19 protein-coding genes are annotated in these 24,446 nt (G+C 59.4%); 10 read left to right on the top strand and 9 right to left on the bottom strand.

The annotated features are described in order from the left end of the window. Positions 1–44: 44 nt before the first annotated feature. Positions 45–2,984 (bottom strand): M28 family peptidase, encoded by a 2,940-nt coding sequence (locus WJU23_RS03775; RefSeq protein WP_346331201.1) that lies wholly within the window; start codon positions 2,982–2,984, stop codon positions 45–47. A gap of 89 nt (positions 2,985–3,073) precedes the next feature. Further along, entirely contained in the window at positions 3,074–3,847 is a 774-nt protein-coding gene (locus WJU23_RS03770; RefSeq protein ID WP_346331200.1) for an SDR family oxidoreductase, read from the bottom strand. A gap of 249 nt (positions 3,848–4,096) precedes the next feature. Between WJU23_RS03770 and WJU23_RS03765 the strand changes: the two genes are divergently transcribed. After that, on the top strand, positions 4,097–5,299 hold the full coding sequence (locus tag WJU23_RS03765; protein ID WP_346331199.1) for a saccharopine dehydrogenase family protein: 1,203 nt from the start codon (positions 4,097–4,099) through the stop codon (positions 5,297–5,299). Between the two features lie 178 nt (positions 5,300–5,477). Here the strand turns inward: WJU23_RS03765 and WJU23_RS03760 are convergent, their stop codons facing one another. From WJU23_RS03760 to WJU23_RS03750, 3 genes are all read right to left on the bottom strand, one after another. Beyond that, a complete protein-coding gene (locus WJU23_RS03760; protein ID WP_346331198.1) occupies positions 5,478–6,467 on the bottom strand; it encodes a choice-of-anchor A family protein in 990 nt (329 codons plus the stop codon). A gap of 320 nt (positions 6,468–6,787) precedes the next feature. Further along, positions 6,788–7,204 (bottom strand): hypothetical protein, encoded by a 417-nt coding sequence (locus tag WJU23_RS03755; protein WP_346331197.1) that lies wholly within the window; start codon positions 7,202–7,204, stop codon positions 6,788–6,790. Between the two features lie 6 nt (positions 7,205–7,210). Next, positions 7,211–8,068, bottom strand: coding sequence for a TIGR02587 family membrane protein (locus WJU23_RS03750; protein ID WP_346331196.1), 858 nt, complete (start codon positions 8,066–8,068; stop codon positions 7,211–7,213). Between the two features lie 140 nt (positions 8,069–8,208). On the opposite strand from WJU23_RS03750, the gene WJU23_RS03745 reads away from it, so the two are divergent. After that, a complete protein-coding gene (locus tag WJU23_RS03745; protein WP_346331195.1) occupies positions 8,209–8,844 on the top strand; it encodes a carbonic anhydrase in 636 nt (211 codons plus the stop codon). Between the two features lie 51 nt (positions 8,845–8,895). Here WJU23_RS03745 and WJU23_RS03740 read toward each other — a convergent pair whose 3' ends face one another. Both WJU23_RS03740 and WJU23_RS03735 read right to left on the bottom strand, forming a co-directional pair. After that, entirely contained in the window at positions 8,896–9,462 is a 567-nt protein-coding gene (locus WJU23_RS03740) for a DUF1552 domain-containing protein (RefSeq protein WP_346331194.1), read from the bottom strand. A gap of 164 nt (positions 9,463–9,626) precedes the next feature. Beyond that, the gene (locus tag WJU23_RS03735; RefSeq protein WP_346331193.1) at positions 9,627–12,275 is read right to left on the bottom strand and encodes a hypothetical protein; all 2,649 of its coding nucleotides are present in this window, start codon (positions 12,273–12,275) and stop codon (positions 9,627–9,629) included. A 164-nt stretch (positions 12,276–12,439) separates the two neighbouring features. Between WJU23_RS03735 and WJU23_RS03730 the strand changes: the two genes are divergently transcribed. From WJU23_RS03730 to WJU23_RS03700, 7 genes are all read left to right on the top strand, one after another. Then, entirely contained in the window at positions 12,440–13,177 is a 738-nt protein-coding gene (locus WJU23_RS03730; RefSeq protein WP_346331192.1) for a PIN domain-containing protein, read from the top strand. A gap of 106 nt (positions 13,178–13,283) precedes the next feature. Further along, entirely contained in the window at positions 13,284–14,864 is a 1,581-nt protein-coding gene (locus WJU23_RS03725; RefSeq protein ID WP_346331191.1) for a PQQ-binding-like beta-propeller repeat protein, read from the top strand. A 154-nt stretch (positions 14,865–15,018) separates the two neighbouring features. After that, positions 15,019–15,516 (top strand): UvrB/UvrC motif-containing protein, encoded by a 498-nt coding sequence (locus WJU23_RS03720; RefSeq protein ID WP_346331190.1) that lies wholly within the window; start codon positions 15,019–15,021, stop codon positions 15,514–15,516. Between the two features lie 50 nt (positions 15,517–15,566). Beyond that, complete coding sequence (locus WJU23_RS03715; RefSeq protein WP_346331189.1) at positions 15,567–16,688, top strand: protein arginine kinase; 1,122 nt, start codon at positions 15,567–15,569, stop codon at positions 16,686–16,688. Beyond that, entirely contained in the window at positions 16,681–19,209 is a 2,529-nt protein-coding gene (locus tag WJU23_RS03710; protein ID WP_346331427.1) for an ATP-dependent Clp protease ATP-binding subunit, read from the top strand. The genes WJU23_RS03715 and WJU23_RS03710 overlap by 8 nt, the downstream gene beginning before the upstream one ends. Positions 19,210–19,554: 345 nt before the next feature. Continuing rightward, complete coding sequence (gene tilS, locus WJU23_RS03705) at positions 19,555–20,529, top strand: tRNA lysidine(34) synthetase TilS (RefSeq protein WP_346331188.1); 975 nt, start codon at positions 19,555–19,557, stop codon at positions 20,527–20,529. 99 nt (positions 20,530–20,628) lie between these two features. Next, a complete protein-coding gene (locus WJU23_RS03700; protein WP_346331187.1) occupies positions 20,629–21,135 on the top strand; it encodes a hypothetical protein in 507 nt (168 codons plus the stop codon). 104 nt (positions 21,136–21,239) lie between these two features. Here the strand turns inward: WJU23_RS03700 and WJU23_RS03695 are convergent, their stop codons facing one another. Then, positions 21,240–22,412 carry a zinc-dependent alcohol dehydrogenase gene (locus WJU23_RS03695; protein ID WP_346331186.1) on the bottom strand — a complete coding sequence of 391 codons (1,173 nt, stop codon included), beginning with the start codon at positions 22,410–22,412 and terminating at the stop codon, positions 21,240–21,242. Positions 22,413–22,957: 545 nt separating this feature from the next. On the opposite strand from WJU23_RS03695, the gene WJU23_RS03690 reads away from it, so the two are divergent. Continuing rightward, positions 22,958–23,284, top strand: coding sequence for a hypothetical protein (locus WJU23_RS03690; protein ID WP_346331185.1), 327 nt, complete (start codon positions 22,958–22,960; stop codon positions 23,282–23,284). An 84-nt stretch (positions 23,285–23,368) separates the two neighbouring features. Here WJU23_RS03690 and WJU23_RS03685 read toward each other — a convergent pair whose 3' ends face one another. Beyond that, positions 23,369–24,439: a hypothetical protein gene (locus WJU23_RS03685; protein ID WP_346331184.1), complete on the bottom strand. Its 1,071-nt coding sequence runs from the start codon at positions 24,437–24,439 to the stop codon at positions 23,369–23,371. Positions 24,440–24,446: the final 7 nt, after the last annotated feature.

Here is a 24,446-nt window from a genome sequence, read left to right as displayed (position 1 = left end):
GCTGCGAACGATGGAGATGCCGCACTCGGAGAGTGCAGACTACTTTACTCCCGCGAGCCAGGCGTGATTTTCAGCTCCAGCTCTTTGCCCTCGCGGATCACCGTCATGGTGGTCTCCGCACCGATCTTCAACTCGCCCATGAGGGAGGTATAGTCATAAATGTTCAGCACATCTTTGCCGGACAGCTTGATGATGATGTCGCCGCCCTTCACGCCCGCCTTTCCCGCCGGGCCGATGGGGGAGACGCCGCTGAGCTTCACGCCTTTAGTATCCCCCTGCGCATAGTCCGGAATGGTGCCCAGATACGCGCGCAGGCCGCCACGGCTGTCCTTGTTCTTCGGCGCTTCCATCGCCACAAAATCCGGGTTCGTATCCGCAATGGCGATGCCACGGGCGATCAATCCCATGAGGCGAGTGATCTTGGCAGCGTTTTCGTAGTCAATCTTGTCCGCCGTATCGCTGGGCTTGTGGTAGTCCTCATGGCTGCCGGTGAAGGCGTTCAAAGTGGGAATGCCACGCTGATAAAAGATGGTGCTGTCCGTGGGCAGGTAGGCGTCATTTTGCGTGGTGATGGGCAGGCCGATGGGCGCATTCCGGCGCTCGATCTCCTTGGGCCACCAGGTGCTGGAGCCGACGCCTTGCAGCACCAGCGTTTTTTGAAACCGGCCGATCATGTCCATGTTCAGACAGGCGGCAAACATGCCCGTCAGCTTGCCGTTCGGATCTCCGCGAAACATCTTGGCCAGGCCTTCCACATAGTGCCCGCTGCCTAACAAACCGAGTTCTTCACCAGACCACGCGGCGAAGATGACATCGCGGGTCAGCTTGATCTTGCCCTGCTTTTTCATATCCGCCAGCCATTGGGCGATCTCGATGACACCGGCCACGCCGCTGGCGTTGTCGTCCGCACCATGGTGGATCATGCTGGTCTCGTCCCCCTTGGCTCGGGAGTTGCTGCCCGCCTTGCTGCCCAGGTGGTCAATGTGCGCACACACGATGAGCGGTGCCACATGCGGGTCCGGCTGGTCGCGAGCAGGCAATACCGCGATGACATTGCGACCGATCTTTTTCTCCTGCCGAATGTCAATCTGCGCACTGAACTTCAGCCCTTCGCAGTTGATGCCGCCCATCAGGTCACCAGTATCCAGCTTGTCCTGAAGTTCCTTCAGCGTCTTGCCCGCAGGCTTCAGCAGATCATTGGCCACGGCATCCGTGATGCTGATGGCCGCCAGGCCGGAGCTGGCCAGTGACGCATCAAAGGACATGGGCACCAGTTGCCCGACCACCTTGCTGTTAGGCCCGCTGGCAATAATGAGCCCGCGCGCGCCCTTCTGCCTGGCCACCAGCGCCTTGTGCCTCAGGCTGGCATAGCGGGTCAGCTCGTTGCGCCGCTCCTGGGTGATGCCCTCCGGCAGGTAGCGCAGCACCAGCACCCACTTGTCCTTCACATCCAGGTGCGCGTAGCTGCTGTACGTTTCCATTTTCTTGCCATCCTCACCCACCGCCTCATCCGGCGTCTCGATGCCGTATCCGGCGAAGACGATGTCGCTGGGCTTCACCTCGCCTAACTCAGAGAATGACAAAGGCCGCCAGTCCTTGTCCGTCACCAGGCTGCGCTTCTCCGGCAGCAGCGTCAGGCGGTTTCCCTCGCCCAGTGCCACACCGGCGGTGAATTCAAAAGGGTCAAACCACTCCTCATCGCCATACGACACCAGACCGATGCCCTTGAAAACATCCGCCACATACTGAGTCGCCAGCTTTTCACCGGGTGTGCCCGTCAGGCGCCCATCCATGGCATCGCTGGCCAGATACGTCACATGCTGGCGCAGATCCGCCGGCGTGATGTCCGCCTGCGTGGTCGTGAAATCAGGCGCATCCACCGGCTTCGTCGCCGCCGCTGTTTCCGTCGTGCCTTTGGCTGAGCCCAGAGCTTTCATAGCAGCCTCGTGATTCCAGTCTGCCATGTAAATCTGGCTCTGGCCATTGCTCGTGCGTCCGCTGGTCCAGGACAGTTTTTTACCATCCGGCGTGAAGACCGGCAAGCCATCAAACCCGTCCGTGGTTGTAATGCGCACCGGCTCCTGCTTGCCTGCGGCATCCACGATGTAGAGCTCAAAATTGGCGAAGCCGTTCAGGTTCGTCGTGAAGATGAGATACTCACCGCTGGAGTGGAAATACGGAGCCCAGCTCATGGCCCCCAGCTTGGTGAGCTGGCGGGCATCGCTGCCGTCTGTGTTCATCGTCCAGACTTCGGCCACATCGCCCTTCGGCGTGAATCGCCGCCAGCAGATGCGCTTGCCATCCGCGCTGAAAAAACAGCCACCGTCGTACCCAGGCGCATCCGTGAGCTGCTTCACATTCTGGCCATCCGCATCCGCGATGTAAATATCCATGAAGTACTGCTTGTCCACCTTCAGGCGCTCCGCGTCCTCCTTGGACAGCTCTTTGGCATAGGCCGCGCGGTTGCTGGCGAAGATCATTTTTGTACCATCCGGGGAGTAGGCACCCTCCGCATCGTAGCCCAGCGTCTGCGTCAGGTTCTTCAGGCTCTTGTCCGCCAGCGTGTATTCCCAGATGTCGTAGTGCTCATCGTAATCCCAGGAATACTTGCGCACGCGGCTGGTGGCGCGGTCCTTGAGCTCCGCCTCCTGCAGCTCCTTGGACTTCGGGTCCGAGTGCGTACTGGCAAACTGGATGCGCTTGCCATCCGGATGAATCCACGCGCAAGTCGTCTTCCCCATGCCCGGAGAAATGCGCTCCTGGTCCCCGGTCTCCAGGTCCATGAGGTAGATCTGATAAAACGGATTTCCTTCCTCCCGCTCCGACTGGAACACCATCTTCGTCCCGTCCGCGCTGAAATATCCTTCGCCGGCCCGGCGGCCTTCAAAGGTGAGCTGGCGGATGTTGGTCAAATAATCCGCCTCCGTCTGGGCGAAGGAGAAGGCAGTGGTGAGGATCAGGCAAAGGAAAACGGGCAGGCGCATGGTACAGGAGTGAGAACATACGCACGCAGGAGCGTCTTGCAGTCAAGCGATGGCAAGGTTCTCACCTCCAAACCGCCCTTTTTCCAGCCTCAGCGCAGATTCACCGCCCCACCGTCAATGGGATACGCACTGCCGGTGACAAAACCGGCCTCGTCGCTGCACAGGTACAGCGCCAGCGCGGCGATCTCCTCCGGCTTCGCCATGCGGCCAATGGGCTGCGCGGCGCTCAGCTTGGCAAACATCTCCGCCTCCTGCCCCGGATACGTGCGGGCCAGATAGCCGTCCACAAACGGTGTGTGTACCCGCGCCGGGTTGATGCAGTTGCAGCGGATGCCCTGGCCGATGAAATCCTTGGCGATGGAATACGTCATCGTCTGCACCGCACCCTTCGTCATCGAGTAGGCAAAGCGGTCCGCCAGCCCCATGTCCGCCGCGATGGAGCACAGGTTCAGCACCACGCCTCCGCCCTGCTCCACCATGCGCGCTACGGCGGCCTGGGAGCAATTGAACAGCCCTTTGACATTGATCTGGTAAAGCCGGTCCAGGTCCGCCTCCTCCGTGGTCAAAAGCGTGCCGATATGAGCGATGCCCGCATTGTTCACCAAGATGTCCAGGCGCGGACGCCGGATGCCGATCTCCGCAAACACCTTTTTCACTCCCACGTGATCCCCCACATCACAGGCCACCGCCCGCGCACTACCGCCCTCTTCCAAAATCAGGTCCACCGTGCCCTGCGCCGCCTCCTGCTGGAGATCCACCACCTCCACATGCGCACCCTGGCGGGCAAAAAGAACCGCAATCGCCCGGCCAATGCCCGAGCCTGCACCCGTGATGACCGCCGTTTTATGAGAAAGAGAAAACATGAGATAGAAAAAGAAAAAGGAGTGTCGAGTTAGCAGAATACCTCCATGAGGATCAAGTTCTAACAGCCGAGTGCTCCTGTCTTGTTCGGAGTTCCGCATTCATGCGGTGCTAGAAAAGTTGGCCGCACCCACGATCCGCTTCCCGCGTGCGGGGCGGCACTCCGAACTTCTGAACACCGAATACCGAAAACTGGAAACTGTCCACCCCGTCGCTTGACTCTGCAGGCTTCACCGCCACCCTTGCGCACCATGTCAAAAGTTCTCATCATCGGTGCAGGCGGCGTCGGCCGCGTCGTCACCCACAAATGCGCACAGCTCCCGGAAGTGTTCAGTGAAATCATGCTCGCCTCCCGGACCAAGTCCAAGTGCGACAGCATCGCCGCCGAGCTTCCCCACCCCATCCAGACCGCCTCCGTGGATGCGGACAACGTGCCGGAGCTAGTGAAGCTGCTGAAGGAATTCCAGCCCAAGGTCGTCATCAACGTCGCCCTGCCCTACCAGGACCTCACCATCATGGATGCCTGCCTGGAGGCCGGTGTGCATTACATTGACACCGCCAACTACGAGCCGCGCGACGTCGCCAAATTTGAATACCACTGGCAGTGGGCGTATCAGGAAAAGTTCAAAGCCGCCGGTCTCACCGCCCTCCTCGGCTGCGGCTTCGATCCCGGCGTGACCAATGTCTATACCGCCTATGCCCTGAAGCACCACTTCAGCAAGATTGACACCCTGGACATCCTCGACTGCAACGCGGGAGATCACGGCAAGGCCTTCGCCACCAACTTCAATCCTGAGATTAACCTGCGCGAAGTCACCGCCAACGGCCGCTACTGGGAAAACGGCCAGTGGGTAGAGACCAAGCCGTTGGAGATCAAGCGCAGCTTCGACTTCCCGGATGGCATCGGCCCCAAGAACATCTACTGCCTCTATCACGAAGAGCTGGAGTCACTGACCAAGCACTTCGACATCCGCCGCGCCCGTTTCTGGATGACCTTTGGCGATGCCTACATCAAGCACATGGAAGTGCTGGTGAATGTCGGCATGACCCGCATTGATCCGGTCATGCACAAAGGCGTGCCCATCATTCCCATTGAGTTCCTCAAGACCCTCCTGCCTGAGCCCGGCACCCTGGGTGCAGACACCAAAGGCAAGACCTGCATTGGCAACTGGATCGAAGGCACAGGCAAAGACGGCGAGTTCAAGCGCTACTACGTCTATAACATCAAGGACCACGAAGACTGCTACGCGGAGACCAACAGCCAGGGTGTCAGCTACACCACCGGTGTGCCCGCCATGATCGCCGCCAAGCAGCTCCTCACCAACGACGAATACCGCCAGCCCGGCGTCTGGAACGTCGAGCAGCTCAACCCCGATCCCTTCATGGCCGACCTCAACGCATACGGCCTGCCGTGGATCGAGACCTGGCCCACCGAGCCGCTGCCAGGGGAGTAAGCGACCTCAATCATGCAAAGAAGCCACACTTGCGAGAGTGTGGTTTTTTTGTGACCAGGAAGCTCAGACTAACTCCGCCCCCGGCGGACTGGAACCCTCATCGGGCCACCTCTTAACATATATCCGGTTAGGCTCGGGAAATGGCGCCCCGAAATTTCACTTTGCTGAGATCCAGGCTTCAGACCCAGAGGCGACGATTGCGGGAAATGAGGATGACACCCGCGGCAGCAACGAGGAAAATGACACTGCCAGGCTCTGGCACGGGGGCAAGATAACCTTCGAAGGCATAGCCGGTGAGGCTGTTGCTGTCCGGGAGATGCACCTCAGCTGTGGTCGTGAGGTTGTTGGCCACAACGAGGCCGTCAATATTGCCTGAAGTGGTAATGGAGGCGAAAGGAGCCAGTATGGCGCCTTTGAAATTGAAGGAGCCCAGGTTGATGCTGGTGGCCTCGGTAAAGTTCCACATCAGGCGGCCCTGCCAGTAGTTGCTGTCAAACTGGCCGACCATGTTCCCCTGTGTCCAGTTCACGGAAGTGCCGGAGACATTGATGACGATGTTCTGCGTATGCGAATCCGGCAGAAGTTCAAACTGCTGGCCAAGCGGATTGGAGAAAATGTCCGCCGCATTCACATGGAAGACGGCCAGACCATCAAGCCCGGCCGTGGCAAAAAACTTCGTTGGTCCCGGCTGGCCACCACCTGGCAGGGTGACGCTGCTGTCAGATGCCAGGTTTTGCAGCGCCATGGACTGGGCGATGGAGTAATCCTGAATGGCGGAGAGCTGGTCGCCGATGCTGCCGTCTGAGACGACAGAGCCGCCTCCATTAAAATTGATGATCCGGCCGTTGGTGCTGCCGCCGATATAGAGGCTGCCGCGCTGGAGGTTCAGCGGATTGCCACTCACCAGGTCGCCACCGATGACCAGGCTGCGGTCGCTGGAGGCAGTGGTATTTTTGAGGTGGTTGCCAAAATTGGCTGAATTGGTCCCGGTAAAGTCATTGCCGACAAAGGTGCGCCCCTCAACGTCCGAAGTGGTTTTGAGGTCGTTAAAGATGATCGCGTTGTAATTCTGGTAATCCAGCGACTGCGCCAGGGAAGCAGACATTCCTCCCATGAGGAGGATAGCCATGGCGGTGCCCATGACCTTGATCAGTGATGGAGTCTTCATAATCCTTTTCCTTTTATGATTCTCATATTAGAGAATTATATTGTTAATGATAGGATAGTCCGACAAGAAGGAGACTCGTCAATCTGAATTTTGATAATTATCTCGCCTGTAAATATCAAATATAATATTCAACATGCAAAGATATTTATTATAAATTAACTAAACACTGCACGTTTCAGGAAAGGAGTTAGCTTGGAGAGGGCGGTGTCATGACCGTCTGGCAAAGCCCCATCCCCCGCCGTCACGACCGGGAAGGGAATGAATTTTTTGACGAAAAAAAATGCCCGCAGACTTCTAGACTTCTATGTCCACCGGGTTCCTCAGGGTTCCTGATACCCAGTGGCTCGCACCGTCACTCCATCGGGGGCAGGCTGACGCCGGAAGAAGAGTCCGCCACCTTTCTCCGAGCCTGCGGGCAGGAAGTCCACCACCGCCTGACTTTCCTCCTTGTCTGGCCCCTGCCCATGCTCACCGTGAATGTTCACGTCATTGGCGGCCTGCCCGCCATGGTTGATGGCGCGGAACTGGGCCAGGTAGCCATCACGCAGCGACAGCACAGAGACGATTTCCACCTGGATATCCGGCGGGCTGTCTTCCAGCGTCAGGGCTGCATACCCCATGTAACCCACTGTGGCAGCCACTAGCAGCAGGCCGAAGGCACTGACGATCCACTCGGCCAGCGGGATCTGTGACGTGTCCGTCCTTGCTTTTGAGGGTGATTTTTGATGTGCAGCCATAGGAGTTTAAATCACAAGACGCGCGGCTGCCGCACCAATGGCAGCAGGAAAACCCAGCACCACGGTAGTGGCAGCGGCCGCCTGCAAACTGAGCCCGTCCAGCCGCCCGAAGGTCCACAGAATGTACAAGCTCATCAGCAGGGCAATGGCATAACCGGGAATGCTGAAACGCAGAAAGAGGCTCCAGCGGGGCGTGCCCTCCGCCGTTTCCGGCGTGCCGGAAAACTGTACGGCATAGACAAAGGCATGCATCACCACCAGGGAAAGCAGGGCCAGGCCCACGGCCTGAACATCGCTCATCTGCTGGGCGATGACGACCATCTCATCCGTCGGGGCCAGATTAAAGGCAAAGAAGATGGCACCCGCCGCCATGAGGAAAAGCTCACCGTCATAGCGCGTGAAGCGGTTTTGCTCCTCCTCTTCCTCCTCTGCCGTGCCAAACTGGCTGGCGGCCAGCAGCGCGCCGATGCTGCCGGGCACTGCCTGGATGGACACTTTAGTAATGATAACATCCCAGGATGTTTCCGGGCCGATGACGCCAAAGAGCCACAGGATGCCCGCGCTGGTCACAAACCCTATCGCAAGCGCCACAAAGGCATCCACCACGTCATCCAGCATACCAAAGGTCTCCTCAAAACCCGCGTAGTGGGACAGTCCCACCAGCAGCGGGATGCTGAGGATGAACAGCAGCGCCAAACGCTCCCGCTCTGCCGCACCGCCCAGCTCCCACATCTCCATCGTCATCAGCAGCGGCAGGCCAAAAACAAGAGCCCCGCCAAAGGCCCGGCACAGACCCACCCAAAACGCCCGGCTCGTCCGCCGGACTGACTTGCTGGCGATGGTTTGGGCAGAAGAGTCACTCATGCGTTGGCGGGGATGTTTGAAAAGGCGCAGATCCAAAGTGAGCATCGCCTTTGTCCGATGATTTGGACGCCACGCTGAAAAATTCCATGATCAAGTCGCGCTCGCATCGCCCTTCATTGCATCTAAACTCTGCCCCAAGCATGACCACCTATAGTGAAATCTTTGAGAACAACCTCGCCTGGATTGACGCCAAAAAGGCAGCTGAGCCAGATTTTTTTGAAAACCTGTCTCTCGATCAAAAGCCGGACTACCTCTACATCGGCTGCAGCGACAGCCGCGTGACAGCCGAGGAAATGATGGGCCTGCAACCGGGCGAGGCCTTTGTGCATCGCAATGTGGCCAACCTTGTCGTCAGCACGGACCTGAATGTCATGAGCGTCATCAACTATGCGGTCCGGTTTCTCGGCGTGAAGCACATCATCGTCTGCGGCCACTACAATTGCGGTGGCGTGAAGGCCGCCATGATCCCCAAGGACATGGGCCTGCTGAATCCCTGGCTGCGCACCATCCGCGATGTGTACCGTCTGCACCAGGAGGAGCTGGATGACATCCGCGATGAAGCCGCGCGCTACAACCGGCTGGTGGAGCTGAACGTCCAGGAGCAGTGCCTGAGCGTTATCAAGACCGCCTCCGTCCAGCTCAGCCACACGCAGTCCGGCTGCCCCACCGTGCACGGCTGGGTCTTCGACATCAAAAGCGGCCGCCTGAAGGACCTTCAGATTGATTTTGAAGCCAAGCTGAAGGACATCAAAAAGATCTACAATTTGTTTGAGTAGGGAATAGGTGAGGGAGGCAGTGGACGGTGGGGGTAACCTGCCCTTCAGTCCTCATCCAAAAATACCGTTAATCGTGCCGGTGCTGACGTTATTAAAGCTGTCCATCTCGGCGCCGAACTGTTGGGCGAGAGTGAGGTGCAGATTGGCCAGGGGGGTCCCGGGGGGGCAGGCGATGTGCTGGCCGCTTTGCAGGCGGCCCTGGCCACGGCCCAGGAGGACGAGGGGGAGGTCGGCTTTGATGTGGCCGTTGCCGTCTTTCATCTCGCTGCGGTAGAGAACCACGCTGTTGTCCAGCAGGCTGCCGTTGCCTTCCTCGATGGCGCGCATCTTGGTGAGCATGTAGTTCACCTGCTGCGCATACCAGCGGCTGACGGTGGTGTATTCCTTCACCAGCGCGGCCTGGTTTTTGTGATGGCTCATGCCGTGGTGGTCGTTCTTCACGCCGTCCAGGAAGGTGAAATTCTGCCGGTTGAATCCGTGCGCGCTCATGAAGGTGGCCACGCGGGTGGTATCCGTCTGCAGGTCCAGCATAAGGCGCATGTGCTCATCCTTGCTCTGCGGAATGCCCGCAGGCTGACGCTGCAGCACCGGCTGGCTGAGCGGGGTCCATTCCGGCACTGGCGGATTCAGGGTGCGTTCGATCTGCTACTCCACGCCGCGCACGCCATCCAGGTATTCATCAATCTTCTGGCGGTCACGGCCGCTGGCATGCGTTGCAGGCTTTTGGCATCTTGTAAAACAAGGTCCACCACGCTGCGACGGTTGCGCGCGGCATGCTGCGCTCAGCGCACTGTCACCCACAACGGTGAAGACCAAGCCATATTACCATCGCTTTGCTCGATGCGCAGGTAATAGCGGTTTTCACCATCCACTGGTGCAGGATCTGTCCAGGTGGCGGACACCTCCTTGGTACCTGGCTCCATGACATGCAGGTCCTGCTCATTGCGGACAATGGTGATGCGTTTGACCGGCGCAGTGCCGCCGACGAGAAAGTTGAGCTCCGGTTTGCCCGCCGTTTCAAAGACCTCGCCCATCAGGTGATCGCCGCTGCTGAACTGCACAAAAATCTTGTCCGTGGCCGCGCAGGTGCGCCGGGCATTGAACCCGGCGATGATGCCCTCACGGGTGAAGTCCTCCACATACACGCCGCCAAAGGACGTGTGCGTGGCGATGTGGTCGCTGGAGGCAAAGACGCCCAGCTTATGGCCCACCTCCAGCGCCTTTTGATACACTCCATTGTTATACCCCGGCTTCCGGGGAAACCCCGCATCAAAGTCCGTGATGACCCCAGGTGGCTTCGGATGCTCATCGCCCGCCGCCTTGTGAGGGGTGTAGGGCTCGCTCTTGCGCAGGCCCACGGTCGGCTGCGGCAGGCCCAGGCCTTCATAGCTCACGCGTGCGCCCTGGAAGATCTCCACCGTGTTTTCATAGGTGTTGTCAATGCCGCCCTCATACTGCGTCCAGTCCGTGCCCATGCCGGTGGCCCCGGTGTGGCTGACGATGGCACAGGGCTGGTCATATCGTTTGAGGATATCCCACAATTCCTTCGGTTGAATGGGCTGGATGCCTGCTGCGACGGGCAGTTCTTCCTGCCAGGGCGAGGCGCGGTAGTAGGCCCGGTTGATGTACACCAGCGGCCCGCCACGCTTGGTAAAAAGGATGTTCCGATGCCCCCACGGGAAAGGCTGCTCACGCTCGTAGGCATACAGCGAGGCGAACTGCCCCGGCGCATAAAACACATCCACCTGCCGCTGCGTATGCCACCATTCATAGGGGTGGTAAATCTTGCCCACATCCGTGTGGTCCGACGTGCCCATGAAGTCCAGCCCGGCCAGGTCATAGGCATAACGATAAGCTTCAACAATGCAGCCATCGAACCCTGTTCGGCAGTTGGAGATATCTGTATGCCGATGCACATCCCCCCACACAAGGCGGTAGGTTTTGCCGCCGATGGTCCAGGTATGAAGCTCGCTCAACGGGCGCGGCGGAGTCGGCTCATTCAAATACGGCTCCTGCTCCGGCGCGCGGGTGACGGTGGCCTCCGGCTCCTCCGGCAGCAGCGGCCAGGGCGCGTCCGTTTTGATCATCCCCGTGTGGATCTGGGCGATGTTGCTGAGTTTGGTGGTGCGGTTATCCGTCGGCCAGGTCACCCACAGCGCGCCCTTCGGCCCCACAGTCAGCTCCTGGTGGCGGTCCTGGCCCATGGTGCTTTCCGGCAACGCGGCAGGCTCCGCCCAGCGCTTTGCTACCGGATCATAACGCGTCACAGCCACCCGCCAGAAGGCATTGGAAAAATACCGGTAGCTCAACCACACCTGCCCGTCACGAAAGGCCACGGACGGCACATTCACCGCGAAGCCGGGGCTGGGGTCCGGCACAGGTGTGGGCCTGCCATTGTGCGGCACCGGCACCTCGGTGAACTCACCGCTGGCAATGTCATAGCGACCTAACAAAAGGCGTTTCTGTGCATTGAAACCCGTCACCCCCTCATGCCCACGTGCATCCAGCCCCCACTGCTGGCGGCCCCGCTCTGCCGCGATCCACAGCCCGCCAGCACCATCCGCCGTGATGCTGGCACGGGCTTCGTAATCCGGCGTTTGCACCAGCAGCGTGTCCTTCACGTGTCCGTCTGGCTTCACCTTCGCCAATCGCAGATTGAACTCGCTGCCTGCCGATGAATCGTACACGATCCAAGCTGATTCCGCATCGCTGAAGGCCAGGCGTGGCTCCCAGTTGCCGCCCTCAGCTAAGGCCGAGACGCTTACCGCCGCTGACCACTCCTTATTGTTAGGCGACCAATACCGCGTCCAGATTTGTGAGGCACCCGGCTTTACCTCCTGCCATGTCACCCACACCCGCCCGGCGGCATCCGTGGCCGCATCCGCAAAGGAGCTTCCCGCATCCTCCTCCGCCGCCAGCTCCACCTCGGCCTCCATTTTTCCACCCGCAAACCGGCGCCCCCGCAGCGTCATCACGTCCTGCTCATTGGCCTGCGCCCAGACACACCACACCCCGCCGTCACCATCCGCTGCGATGGCAGGCTGGTGGATCACGCCCGGCTGGGAAAGGCGGGCCACCTGCGCCAGCTCCCGGCCCTGCCTTTTGGCCAGGCACAGCACATCCCCCTGGCCGTCATGCTCAATGTAAACCGTCCAGATATTGGACCCTTCAATGCACAGGTCCGGGAAATCCCGGTGCAAAGCGGCGTCTTTAGAAGAATACCGCTGCCCCAGCGGCACCAGGAATGCCGGAGCCGCCACCTGCGGCCCCGCCTTGGCTTTCGCTTTGGTTTTCGCCTTGGCTGTGGCCTTCCCTGCCCCCTGTTTTTTAGCCCGTGGGGCCGCCGGATCCGCCACTGGTTCCTTTTCCTGGGCAACCACCAGGGTGAGCATAGCCAGGGCTGGGAGAAGGAAAAAGAGGCGCATTTTCATGGGCCTGAAAACGCTGGTGAAGGGCCGTTCTTGTGACGAATGCAGCTTTCCACCCGTTGCAGGTGCAACCGGCATCCTCGACCATGAGGAGATAGCCCAAACCTGTAAAAAAGCTTAATGCAGGCTGACAGCCACAGTCTTAATGCTTAGATTGAATTACCTTTATGAGCGTTCCGGCACCGATCCATCATGTGTTCATTGATTTTGAGAACGTGCGGGAAATTGACCTTTCATTGATTGGCTGTCCGAATTTTCAATTTGTGCTCTTGTTAGGGGCGCAGCAGACCAAGCTGAATGTGGATGTGGTGGTGAAGCTGCTGGAACATGCGGGATCAGTGCAGATGATCCGGCTGACCGCGATGGGAAAAAATGCCCTGGACTTTGCCCTGGTTTATTATGCCGGGCGGGCGGTGGCTGCTGCGCCGAAGGACCATTTTCACATCATTTCCAAGGACACCGGTTATGATCCGCTGCTGCTGCATCTGCGCAGCACCCACGTGCGCATCCGGCGGCATGAGGATTTTGCATCGCTGCAGCTGCTTGCCAGTGGCAGAGAATCTCCTGCCCCTGTTCAAAATCAGGAAGTGGCAGTCCCCAAACCCAAACCGGCTGCTAAAAAAGTGGTCCAGGTCATCGCCGCTAAAAAGACTCCTGCAAAAACACCGGCGGTGAAAAAAGCACTTCCCATCAATGCGCTGGAGAAAAGCCTGGTCTATTTGAGAAAGAAGAAGGCGGAAAACCGTCCAAAGAATGAAAAGGCGCTCATGAATGAACTGGCCAGCCATTTGCAAAAGCAGGCCGGGAGCGCGGAAATGCACGAGCTCATCCGCAAACTGGCGGAGGCAGGGCATTTGAGCATGAATGACAAGAAAAAGGTGGACTATCACCTGGAAGCAGCCTGATGGCGTATGAACCCGGATTCCGAGATTGACGCTGCGTGCTGTCCTTCTTTGCGTGCTGACTGATCCGGCCTTATGCTAGTGCTCAAGCCCCCTTCCCTTCCTTTTCATGAACACTGCCCCCTCTGCCCCCATTCGGCGTCGCGGACTGCCCTGGTTTCCCATTGTCGTTTGCCTTTTGGGACTTGGAGCACTGGCGTATGTGCGATCCCTGCCGGAATTTGAGCGGAATTTAAAAGGCTGGGTCTCGGCGGCGATCCCGCTGCTGGTGGTGATCTTAAATCTGCTTTGGTTTCTGGTCACTCCGCGTTTCTCCTGGCGGACGCGCCTGACGGGGCTGGGAGTGCTCATCGTTTTAGCCATCGGGCTTAGGCTGGCGATCCGGGTGGATGGCACCGTGGACGGCACTGGCCTGCCCAACCTGGTCTGGAAATGGAGCGAGGGCGGATTGCGCGCGCAGAAGATCACCCCGGTGCTGGCGGCGGAAAGGGATACCGCCCCGGCGCAGGATCCACGGCTGGCCGAGGCAGCAGATGTGACGCAATTTTTCGGGCCCAATCGCGACGGCGTGGTCACCGGTGCCGGGCTGGCGCGTGACTGGAAAACCACGCCGCCGAAGGAACTGTGGCGGCAGCCCATCGGCCTGGGCTGGTCTGCCTATGCCGTGGTGAAGGGGCGAGCTTATACCCAGGAGCAGCGGGAGGATGAAGAGATGGTGACCTGCTATGATCTTTTCACCGGCAAGCTGATCTGGGCGCATGCAGACAAGACGCGCTTTTCCCAATGGCAAAGCGGAGACGGGCCGCACGCGACGCCGACGGTGCATGAAGGCCGGGTCTATGCCTATGGCGGAACGGGCCTGCTGAACTGCCTGGAGGCCGCCACCGGCAGGCAGCTCTGGCAGCGCTCCGTGCTGAAGGAAAACAACCTGCAAAACAACGAGTGGGGGACCAGTTCCTCCCCCCTGGTGGTGGATGACCAAGTGGTGGTGACAGGTGGCAGTACAAAAGGTCCTGTGCTCTTTGCCTATGCCCTGGCCACTGGCGAGCCGGTGTGGAAAGCCGGGGATGACAAGGCCAGTTATGCATCCCCACAACTCGCCACCCTGGCAGGCAAGCGGGTCATTTTAAGCAACAATGCCCGCGCGCTGACCGCCTATGACCCGGCCACGGGCAAGGTGCTGATGGACCATGCCTGGGGTGGAGAAAACTGGCCCAAGGCTTCCCAGGCGCTGGTGCTGGGTCCGGACCGGATTTTCCTTTCTGCCGGATACGGCATGGGCTGCCAGATGCTGAAGATCGAAGCCGCGCCCAACGGCCTCCTGACCGCCAGCGAGCTGTGGACAGGACTGAAGATGAAAACGCAGTTTAACAGCCCCACCGCCCGTGACGGACATGCCTACGGCCTGGATGACGGCCGCCTGGCCTGCCTGGACCTCGCCACCGGGGAGCGGCTGTGGAAAGAAGGCCGCTACGCCTCCGGCCAGACGCTGATGGTGGATGATCTGGTCATCATCCAGAGCGAAAGCGGCCCTGTGCATCTGGCTGCGGCCAAGCCCGATGGTTATGAAGAGCTGGGCAAGATCGACGCGCTGAGCAGCAAGACCTGGAACCACCCGACGCTGGCCGGGCGCTATCTCCTGGTCAGGAATGACCGCGAGGCGGTCTGTTATGAACTGCCGAAGGAGTGACGGGGCTGGATGGAGGGGTTCCTTTATCCCAGCATGCGCCAATGCAGGCGTGCCGCTCTGTGTTGACGTGAGAATCTCCATGCCCTAGCAGTACCCGGAACGCGTGCCGTGCGTATCGTATTTAAATGGCCTTAACGCCAGGAATCCTACCTTTATGAAATGTGACGTTTGCGAAAGTGAAGCCACCGTGTTTCTGACCCAAATCATCAATGGGCAGATGACGACGGTGAACCTTTGCGATGCCTGCTCGAAAGCGAAGGGCGTCACGGATGAAACCGGCTTTGGCCTGGCGGAGGCTTTTATGAGCCAGACTCCACCGCCGATCAGCGCGGAAACGGCCTGCCCGGACTGCGGTTTCACAGCGGCCCAGTTGAAAAAGATCGGCCGGATGGGCTGCCCGGAATGCTACAACACTTTCCGTGAAGGGCTGGAAGGCCTGCTGAAGTCCATGCACAAAGGCACCCGCCATGTGGGCAAGGTGCCGCACCAGATCGTCACCCAAAACGCCATCGCCGGCAACCTGGGCCACCTGCGCGAGGAACTGGCCAGCGCAGTGCGGGATGAGCGGTATGAGGACGCCGCACGCCTGAAGTCTGAAATCGAGTCCCTGCAATCCAGCCCGCCCAGTCCGCCGGAGCTCAAATCACTGTAAATCTCATCGAACAAGTACGACCGTTTTCCACTCTATAGAATCATCCCCCCATGCGATTCACGACCCTCATCAAACACCCGGCTGACTGGATGAAAGGCAGCGGGTTGCACTCGGATGTCGTCATGACCTCCCGCGTGCGGCTGGCGCGGAATCTGCGTGGCTACAGCTTTCCCGGTTATTCGGCGGAAAGGCAGCGCGTGGAGTTGCTGGAACTGGCGCGTCCCTGCGTGGAATCCCTGCCGGAAATGGCAGATGGCTACAGCGAGGAATACGCCGGGCTGAGCAAGATCCGCAAGCAGGTGCTGGTGGAGCGCCACTTGGTCAGCCGGGAACACGCCGCCCGCTCCGCCGGTTGCGCCGTGGTGGTGGACCGTAAGCAGAGCCTCTCCATCATGATCAATGAGGAGGACCATTTTCGCATCCAGGGCATCCGCGCCGGACTGAACCTGCGCAGCGCCTATGCGCTGGTGGACAAGGCGGATACCGCCCTGGAATCCATGCTGCCCTATGCCTATGACGACCGCCTAGGCTACCTGACCGCCTGCCCCACGAATCTGGGCACCGGAATGCGCGCCTCGGTGATGCTGCATCTGCCCGCCCTGGTACTGTCTGACCAGATCAACCCCGTCATCAAGGCGGTGGGCAAGATCGGCCTGGCCGTGCGCGGCCTGTATGGCGAGGGCACGGAGGCCCTGGGCAATCTTTTCCAGATCTCCAACCAGCACACGCTGGGTGAAAAGGAGGGGGAAATCATCGCCCAGATCGAAAAAGTGATCGAGCGGGTGGTCAGCTCCGAGGTGAATGCCCGCCAAAAGCTGCTGGAGGACAATCCCACCATGCTGCATGACCAGGTGGGCCGTGCGTTTGCCATTTTGCGCTATGCGCATGTTTTGACATCGAAGGAGGCACTCAACCTGCTTTCCCTGCTGCGACTGGGGGCGGATATGGATCTCATCCCCAACTGCGACCGGAGTCTGCTCGACATGCTTTTGCTCGAAATCCAGCCAGCCCACCTCCAGCTCAGTGCCGAGCGCGAACTGTCGCCGGAAGAGCGGGATGCGCGGCGTGCGGAAATTACCCGGGCGCGGTTGCAATCCCTCGCAGGACCTTCTAACGTTTCGACAATCAACCAACCCTCGGAGGATAAACCCTCTGATTCCAATGATGAATAACTTTACCCCACGCGCCCAACAGGTCCTGGCCCTCGCCCGCAAGGAGGCCGACCGCTTTAATCACAACTACGTCGGCACGGAGCATCTGCTCCTGGGCCTGATCAAACTCGGCCAGGGGGTGGCGGTGAACGTCCTCACCAAGCTCGGCCTGGATCTGGAAACCGTCCGCCTCCAGGTGGAGCAGCAGGTCGGCTCCGGCCCGGAGACCAAGATGGTCGGCAACATCCCCTACACGCCCCGCGTGAAGAAGGTGCTCGCCCTGGCCAGCAAGGAGGCCAAAGCCCTGAACCACAGCTACGTCGGCACGGAGCACATCCTGCTCGGTCTGCTGCGCGAAGGCGAAGGCGTGGCCGCGCAGGTGCTGCGGAATCTGGACATCAATCTGGACAAGGCCCGCAACGAGATCCTGAAAGAACTGGACCCCAACTTCACCAGCAGCGGTGAGGAGGAAGAAGAAGATTCCGAGCCTGTGTCCCCCTCCGGTAACACGGACGATGACAAGAAGAAGAAAAAGAACGAGAAGATGCCCGCTCTGCGCGCCTTCGGCCGTGACCTGACCGAGATCGCCCAGAAGGGCGAGATGGACCCGGTCATCGGACGCACGGAAGAGATAGCCCGCGTCATCCAGATCCTTTGCCGCCGCACGAAGAACAATCCCGTCCTCATCGGTGAAGCCGGTGTGGGCAAGACCGCCATCGTCGAAGGCCTGGCCCAGGAGATCGCTGCCGGTAACGTGCCGGAGATCCTGCGCGACAAAAAAGTCGTCATCCTCGACCTCGCCCTCATGGTGGCGGGGACGAAGTATCGCGGCCAGTTTGAGGAACGCATCAAGGCCGTGATGGACGAGATCCGCCGCAACAAAAACATCATCCTTTTCATTGATGAGATGCACACCATCGTCGGGGCCGGTTCGGCCGAAGGCACGATGGATGCCAGCAACATCATCAAGCCCGCACTGAGCCGCAGCGAACTGCAGGTCATCGGCGCGACAACCCTGAACGAGTACCGCAAATACATTGAGAAGGACTCTGCCCTGGAGCGCCGCTTCCAGCAGGTGAAGGTGGAAGAACCTTCTGTGGAAGACGCCATCCAGATCCTCATGGGCCTGAAGGGCAAGTATGAGATGCACCACAAGGCCAAGTATTCTGACCAGGCCATCACCTCATCTGTGAAGCTGAGCTCACGCTACCTGACCTCCCGCTTCCTGCCGGACAAGGCGATTGACATCATGGACGAGGCCGGCTCCAAGGCCCGCATCGCCGCGATGACGCGCCCGCCTGAACTGAAGACCATCGAGGCCGAGATCGAGGCGATACGCATCGAGAAGGAAACTGCTATCAAGGACCAGGACTTCGAAAAAGCCGCCCGTCTCCGCGACAGCGAGAAGAATACCAAGAAGCGCTACGACGACATCCTGGAAACCTGGAGGCAGAACAACACCGAGCGCATCGTGGATGTGTCCGAGGATGACATCATGTCCGTCGTTTCCAAATGGACCGGCGTGCCGCTCCAGCGCATGGAATCTGCTGAAGCCCAGAAGCTGCTGAAGATGGAAGCCGAGCTGAAAGGCAAGGTCATCGGCCAGGACGAAGCCGTCATCGCCATCAGCAAAGCGCTGCGCCGCTCCCGTGCCGACCTCAAGGATCCCCGCCGCCCCATCGGCTCCTTCCTGTTCCTCGGCCCGACCGGCGTTGGCAAGACCTTCCTCGCCAAGAACCTGGCCGAATTCATGTTCGGCAGTTCAGAAGCGCTCATCCAGCTGGACATGTCCGAGTACATGGAGAAGCACACGGCCAGCCGCCTCATCGGTGCGCCTCCCGGATACGTCGGTTATGAAGAGGGCGGCCAGCTCTCTGAGGCCGTGCGCCGCCGTCCGTATAGCGTCGTGCTGTTTGACGAAATCGAAAAAGCCCACCCCGATGTCATGAACCTCCTTCTCCAGATCCTGGAAGAAGGCCAGGTGACGGACAACTTCGGCCGCAAGATTGATTTCCGGAACACCATCGTCATCCTCACCTCCAACGTCGGGGCCGAGACCATCAAGAAACAGTCCAGCCTCGGCTTTGCCGCCATGGCCCAGGGCGAGGCGGACAACGCCAGCATCAAGGACAAGCTGTCCGAGATGGCCAAGAAATTCTTCAAGCCGGAGTTCCTCAACCGTCTGGATGACCTCATCGTCTTCCGCATGCTGGAAAAGACCCAGCTCGTCAAAATCGTGGACCTCGAGGTCAACAAGGTCGTCGCCCGCCTGCGCAACCGGAACATCCACATCGTGCTCGACGAGAGCGCCACGGAGTTCCTCATGAAAGAAGGTTTCGATCCTCAATACGGCGCCCGTCCAATGCGTCGTGCGGTGGAGAAGAACATCGAAGATCCTCTCGCCGAGCACCTGCTGGGCGGCACGATCAACGAAGGCGACCACGTCAAAGTCACCTTCGATGCCGAGACCAAGCGCCTCAAATTCTCCGCCGAAACCCCGGTGGAAGCCGAAGCCGAAGTGGTGGAGACCACCAGCGTCTAAGGTCATTCAAGTCTAACTCACATTGCATCAAAGGCGGGCCCGCAAGGCCCGCCTTTTTTGTACAGTATTCATCACTCTCCGAGTGATGGGCTTCCGGCTGTAACCTTGAGTCCGCTTACATCCTCTTCCACGAGAAGAAGATCAGCAGCCTGAAAGACATGCTGCCTCTGCTCAGTTGCGCCGCAACTGAGGATTGGGCTAGATGCACTGCCATCCAGTGCGCCCCGATGAGGAACAAAAGTCCTCTTATAACCCTGCCATCATCATTCTGTCCTTCACGGATGCAGTTGCACCGTCCCGCAACCTCAGCCAGCAGTGGGCACGCCTTTCCCCTTACTGATTCCCGTGCCTGCCGCGCTTCCGCATTCTTTTTTGCTTTTGCCAGCCCCAGATGACCCAGCCCTGCTGGCCATTTCAGGAGGGCAGGATTCCGTCGCGCTGCTGCACATGCTGGTCACAGCCAGGCATCAGAATCTCATTTTGGCCCACCTGAACCACGGCCTGCGCGGACGCGAATCCGGCCAGGATGCGGCCTTTATCCGCCGCCTGGCCAGGACGTATGATCTGCCCTGCGAGATCGAGAAAGCGGACGTGGCGGCGCTGGCGAAGAAGGACCGGGTCTCGATCGAGACGGCCGCCCGCCATGCCCGTTATGATTTCCTCCGGCGCATGGCGAAAAAACATGGGGCGGAGCGGATTTACCTCGCGCATCATGCCGATGACCAGGCGGAGACCATCCTGGCCAACCTCTGCCGTGGCACCGGCATCGGCGGGCTGAAGGGGATGCTGGCGGAGACCCCTGCGCAGCCCGCACTGTGCCGCCCGCTGCTGGGAATGCGGCGCGCGGAGATCGAGGCGTATGTGGCCGAGCATGGGCTGGCGTATCGGGAGGATTCCAGCAACAGCAGTCCCGCCCACCGCCGCAACCGCCTGCGCCGTGAGGTGATGCCGCTGCTTAACCGGGTGTATGCGCGGGAGGTGGCGCCGCTCATTGTCCGCCTGGGCCGCCAGGCGGGACGGGACGATGAGTGCCTGTGGCAGCAGGCGCTCGCCTTTATGAACGCGGTCGGGACTATCCTGCCCGATGGCGCACTGCGCGCAGGCAGGGAGCTGCGAGCACTGCATCCGGCAGTGCTCAGTCGCGTATTGCATCATTGGTTAGGCAACATCCTCGGCCAGCCCGGCCTGGATGCCCAGATCCTGGATGCCGCCATGACCATGCTGAACCCCGGCGGCCCCGCTAAGGTCAATCTGCCCGGCGGCCGACATCTGCGTCGCAAGGCGGGACGAATGTGGGTGGAGGGGGGTGAACTTGCGTGAAGCTCTGATAACGATATCGTTCTGCCAGCAAACCCATCCACGAACCGATGATCCCACTGCCACTCGCCGCTGGATTCACCTCTGCAAAAGGGCCTTCAAATGATTGAACAGAAGACCAGCTCCAGCGAAATGACCGCCCAGTTGCTCGATAATCTGGAGTTCCTTCGCCGCATCCGCGGCCGGTTTCGCAATCCAATGAAAGATCGTATCGCATGCCACTTTATTGTATCATTCTTCGGCATTGCAGCGGTGGTGTTTTTTTATCTTCTGCTTCTCCGGACCCGTTCACAGTTGCCATTTACAAACGACGATTGGGCCGGCGTGTTGATCGTGTTTTCTTCCATTGGCTTGGCATCTTTCTTTTGGGTGAACACCGACCAGGAATGGCACTTTACTGGCCTTGAGATTATAGCTTACAGGGGAGGCAAATTGATCTGGCGCATTCCGATTGACTCGATCACGGAAGCCGGTGCCAAACGCGGTTCACACAATGTCCTTTGGATGCACTTGCATGCCAATGGCCGTAAATACTCGATGCCTGTAGTTCCCGAGCTTTCTCAAGAATGTCAGAGAGTGTTAGACCCGACCGGGGCTTCCGAAGATTGAAGGGTTCATTCATCACATCCTGTCTGGGGCGAGAAAGAGGAAAGCCCCAGGCGTGGGAGCTTTCCTCTCTTTCTATATCCTGGATGGGATAACCGGCCACGCACTCAAGGTCTCAGCACCACCTTGATGCAGCCGTCGTCCTTGTCCCGGAAAGTCTTGTAGGCATCTGGGGCTTCTTCCAAAGTCCGGCGATGGGTGATGACGAAGGAGGGATCAATCTCGCCTGCCTCAATCTTGGCGAGCAGCGGCTGCGTGTACCTTTGCACATGCGTCTGGCCCATTTTGATAGTGAGGCCTTTGTTCATGGCTCCACCGAAAGGGAGATTATCCACCATGCCCACATAGACTCCGGGCACGGAGACGGTGCCCCCTTTGCGGCAGCAGAAAAGGGCCTGGCGCAGCGCATGGGCGCGATCGGTGCCCAGCATGACGGCGACTTTGACCTTGTCCACCACGGCATCAAAACTGCCTGCGCCATGGGCCTCACAACCCACGGCGTCAATGCACCGGTCTGGCCCGCGCCCGCCGGTCATTTCCTGGAGCCGCTCATAGACGTCCTCCTCGTCAAAATTGATCGTCTCAGCGCGGCCCATGCTCCGCGCCATGGCCAGGCGCTCATGCACGCGGTCAATGGCGATGACGCGCCCGGCCCCGAACATCCAGCAGCTCTGGATGCACATCTGAGCCACGGGACCGCAGCCCCACACGGCCACTGTATCCCCAGGCTCGATGTCGGCATTCTCCGCTGCCATGTAGCCGGTTGGAAAGATGTCAGAGAGAAACAGCACCTGCTCATCGGGGAGGCCGGACTCGATCTGGATGGGGCCCACATCGGCATGCGGCACGCGCAGGTACTCCGCCTGGCCGCCCGCATAGCCGCCCGTCATGTGAGAATAACCAAACAGGCCCGCCGGGGCATGGCCCATGGCTTTTTCCCCCAGCTCCGGTTTGGGATTGGTGGCATCGCAGCAGGCGTAGAGGGTTTTGGAGCAGAAGTAACAGCAGCCGCAGGCGATTACAAAAGGCACGACGACGCGGTCGCCTTTCTTGAGTTTTTTCACCGACTTTCCTACTTCCACCACAAAGCCCATGGGTTCATGACCCAGGATGTCGCCGCTCTCCATTGTCGGCATGAAGCCGTCGTAGAGATGAAGGTCCGAACCGCAAATGGCGGTGGAGGTGATTTTGATAATCGCATCCGTGGGTTCCAGGATTGTAGGATCCGGGACTGTATCCACACGAACATCAGATTTTCCATGCCAGCAAAGTGCTCTCATAAGGGTAGTTGAATAAAGGTTCAAAAAGTCTAACCACCCCTCATTCGCAGCCCTTGGGCCGACTGGTTGTGTGCGCAGTGAGGGGCGATCAGCTGCGAGCTTTTCGGGCCTGACAAAAGGGTGGGACTGAACTGCTGACCGGATGCGAATGGCAATTTTGGGTGGAAGCCGCCAGAAACAGACGCAAGGGTGGCCTACCTCACAAGAGCCATTCCCTAACCATGAGCCACACCCTGCATCCTGAAGTTAAAAAGTCACGGATCCGCCCATTGCCCAGAGTGCTGCAGGAGCCTGAGTGCCGCGCCTTGCTAGCGGAGCAGGGTCCGGTTTCAGGGGCTGGCGCGGCAGGATGACGGGTGAGGTTGCCGGAATTGCTGGCTAACCAAGTATTGTTTTAGAGGGTTCTTGACATCCACGGCTTTTTTGCATCTCATCACGAAACAAATCTGGGTGCAGCCATGCACCTGGACAAGACAGTTCAAAAGTGAGTCAATCCATCTATCCACAGGAAAAAGCCCATGAAACCGTCCTTGTTTTGGATTTACATGTCACTTTTGTTGACCCCCGTCCTTCCGCTTCCCGCCGGACAGGCCCATCCTGCCGAGAAAAAGGGTATTAAGTCCGAAAACAGCGACACGACAGCCCTGATCACGTTTCACAATCGCAGCAGCGAAACGGTGAAGGTTTACTGGCTGGATTTTTCCGGCAAGCGGGTGCTTTATCTAACCCTCCCAAGTCAGGAAAAAGTGGACCAGTCCACCTACCTGACGCATCCCTGGCTGATCACAGACAGCGATGGCAATGCCTGGCATGTCGTTTACCCCGATGCCCAGCCACGAACGGTCGAAATCTTTGCTCCTGCCGAGGACTGACTTGCACAATCTAATCACCGGCCACAATCCGTCGAAGCATCATTAGTTAGGCCACACCAGGACCCGGTGTAAATTTTGCTCAGGTCACAGGCCGCCGGTGATCTGCTTGAGGAGTTGAAAGAAGCCGCGTTTGCGGTCGCTGCTGAGCGTCCAGTTGACAGGCACGCTCTGGTAGCCCTGCTCGAAGGACTCGCCTTTCATGCGGTAGTCAAAGTAGCCCCAGGAGATGCGCTGTTTGACGGCGGCGATGAAGTTGTTGTCCTTTTCGGCGAAGTCGAAGTGGTCGTCTTCATTGATGACGATGGGGTAGGAGTGGCCGTGGGCGGCTTCTTTCACACGGGTGATGAACTGGCGCATGGCGGCGGGGCCTTTGACGCCGTTGCCATGAATGAGGAGAAAGTCGGCATTTTTGATGACGCCGGGGCTGGGGACTTTGCCGCCGCCAAATGAAGTGCTGACGAGGAGGCGGTGGTCATCCTGGCTCATGGCCTTGACGCGGAGAATGAGCTCATGGACGCGGTCCGGCTGCAGGATGGGGTGGTCGTATTTGACATTGGCCTCGTTGTTGATCTCCACCAGGACGTTGCGCCAGCCTTTCTTCAGGATCCAGCGGGTGATGCCATCCACAGCGCGGAGGACTGCGGCTTCATCCTTGAGACGCTGGTCCTGGCCAAAGTAGAAGTAGCCGAGGATGACGGCCATGCCGAGTTCATCGGCCTTTTGGATCACCAGCTCCATCCGGGCGAGGTAGGCGGGATCCAGGCTGCCGTCGTCGTTGATGGCGGAGTTATGCCAGGGCTGGTCTTTGGAGTAACCCTGCGGGGAGCCGCCTTGGAGGTTGAGGGTGATGGCCAGGAGACCGTGGGCGCGCCATTCCGGCATAGCGGCGATGAATTCGCGGGTGTTGCGGTCCGGATCCCACGTCTGGGTATCGGGATAAGCCCACTGGGCAGCAGTGTCCGGGTTTCGGTCGTCAAAGGTGGCCTGGACCATGCGGGAATTCATGAGCAGGCCCTCGATGCGGGTCCCCTGCCAGATGCGGCCGGGGTAGGTGGGCTTGCCGTTGATGTAAAAATCCTGGCCGGAGATGCTGACGGTGGTGGCTGCGCCCAGAGGGGTGACGGCCAGGAGCAAAAGGGTGAGGAGGTGGCGCATGGGTGGT

This window comes from Prosthecobacter sp. SYSU 5D2 (genome assembly GCF_039655865.1).
Lineage (GTDB): Bacteria > Verrucomicrobiota > Verrucomicrobiia > Verrucomicrobiales > Verrucomicrobiaceae > Prosthecobacter.
The sequence above is the reverse complement of the archived record's forward strand: the minus strand, read 5'-3'. Positions and strand labels throughout refer to the sequence as shown.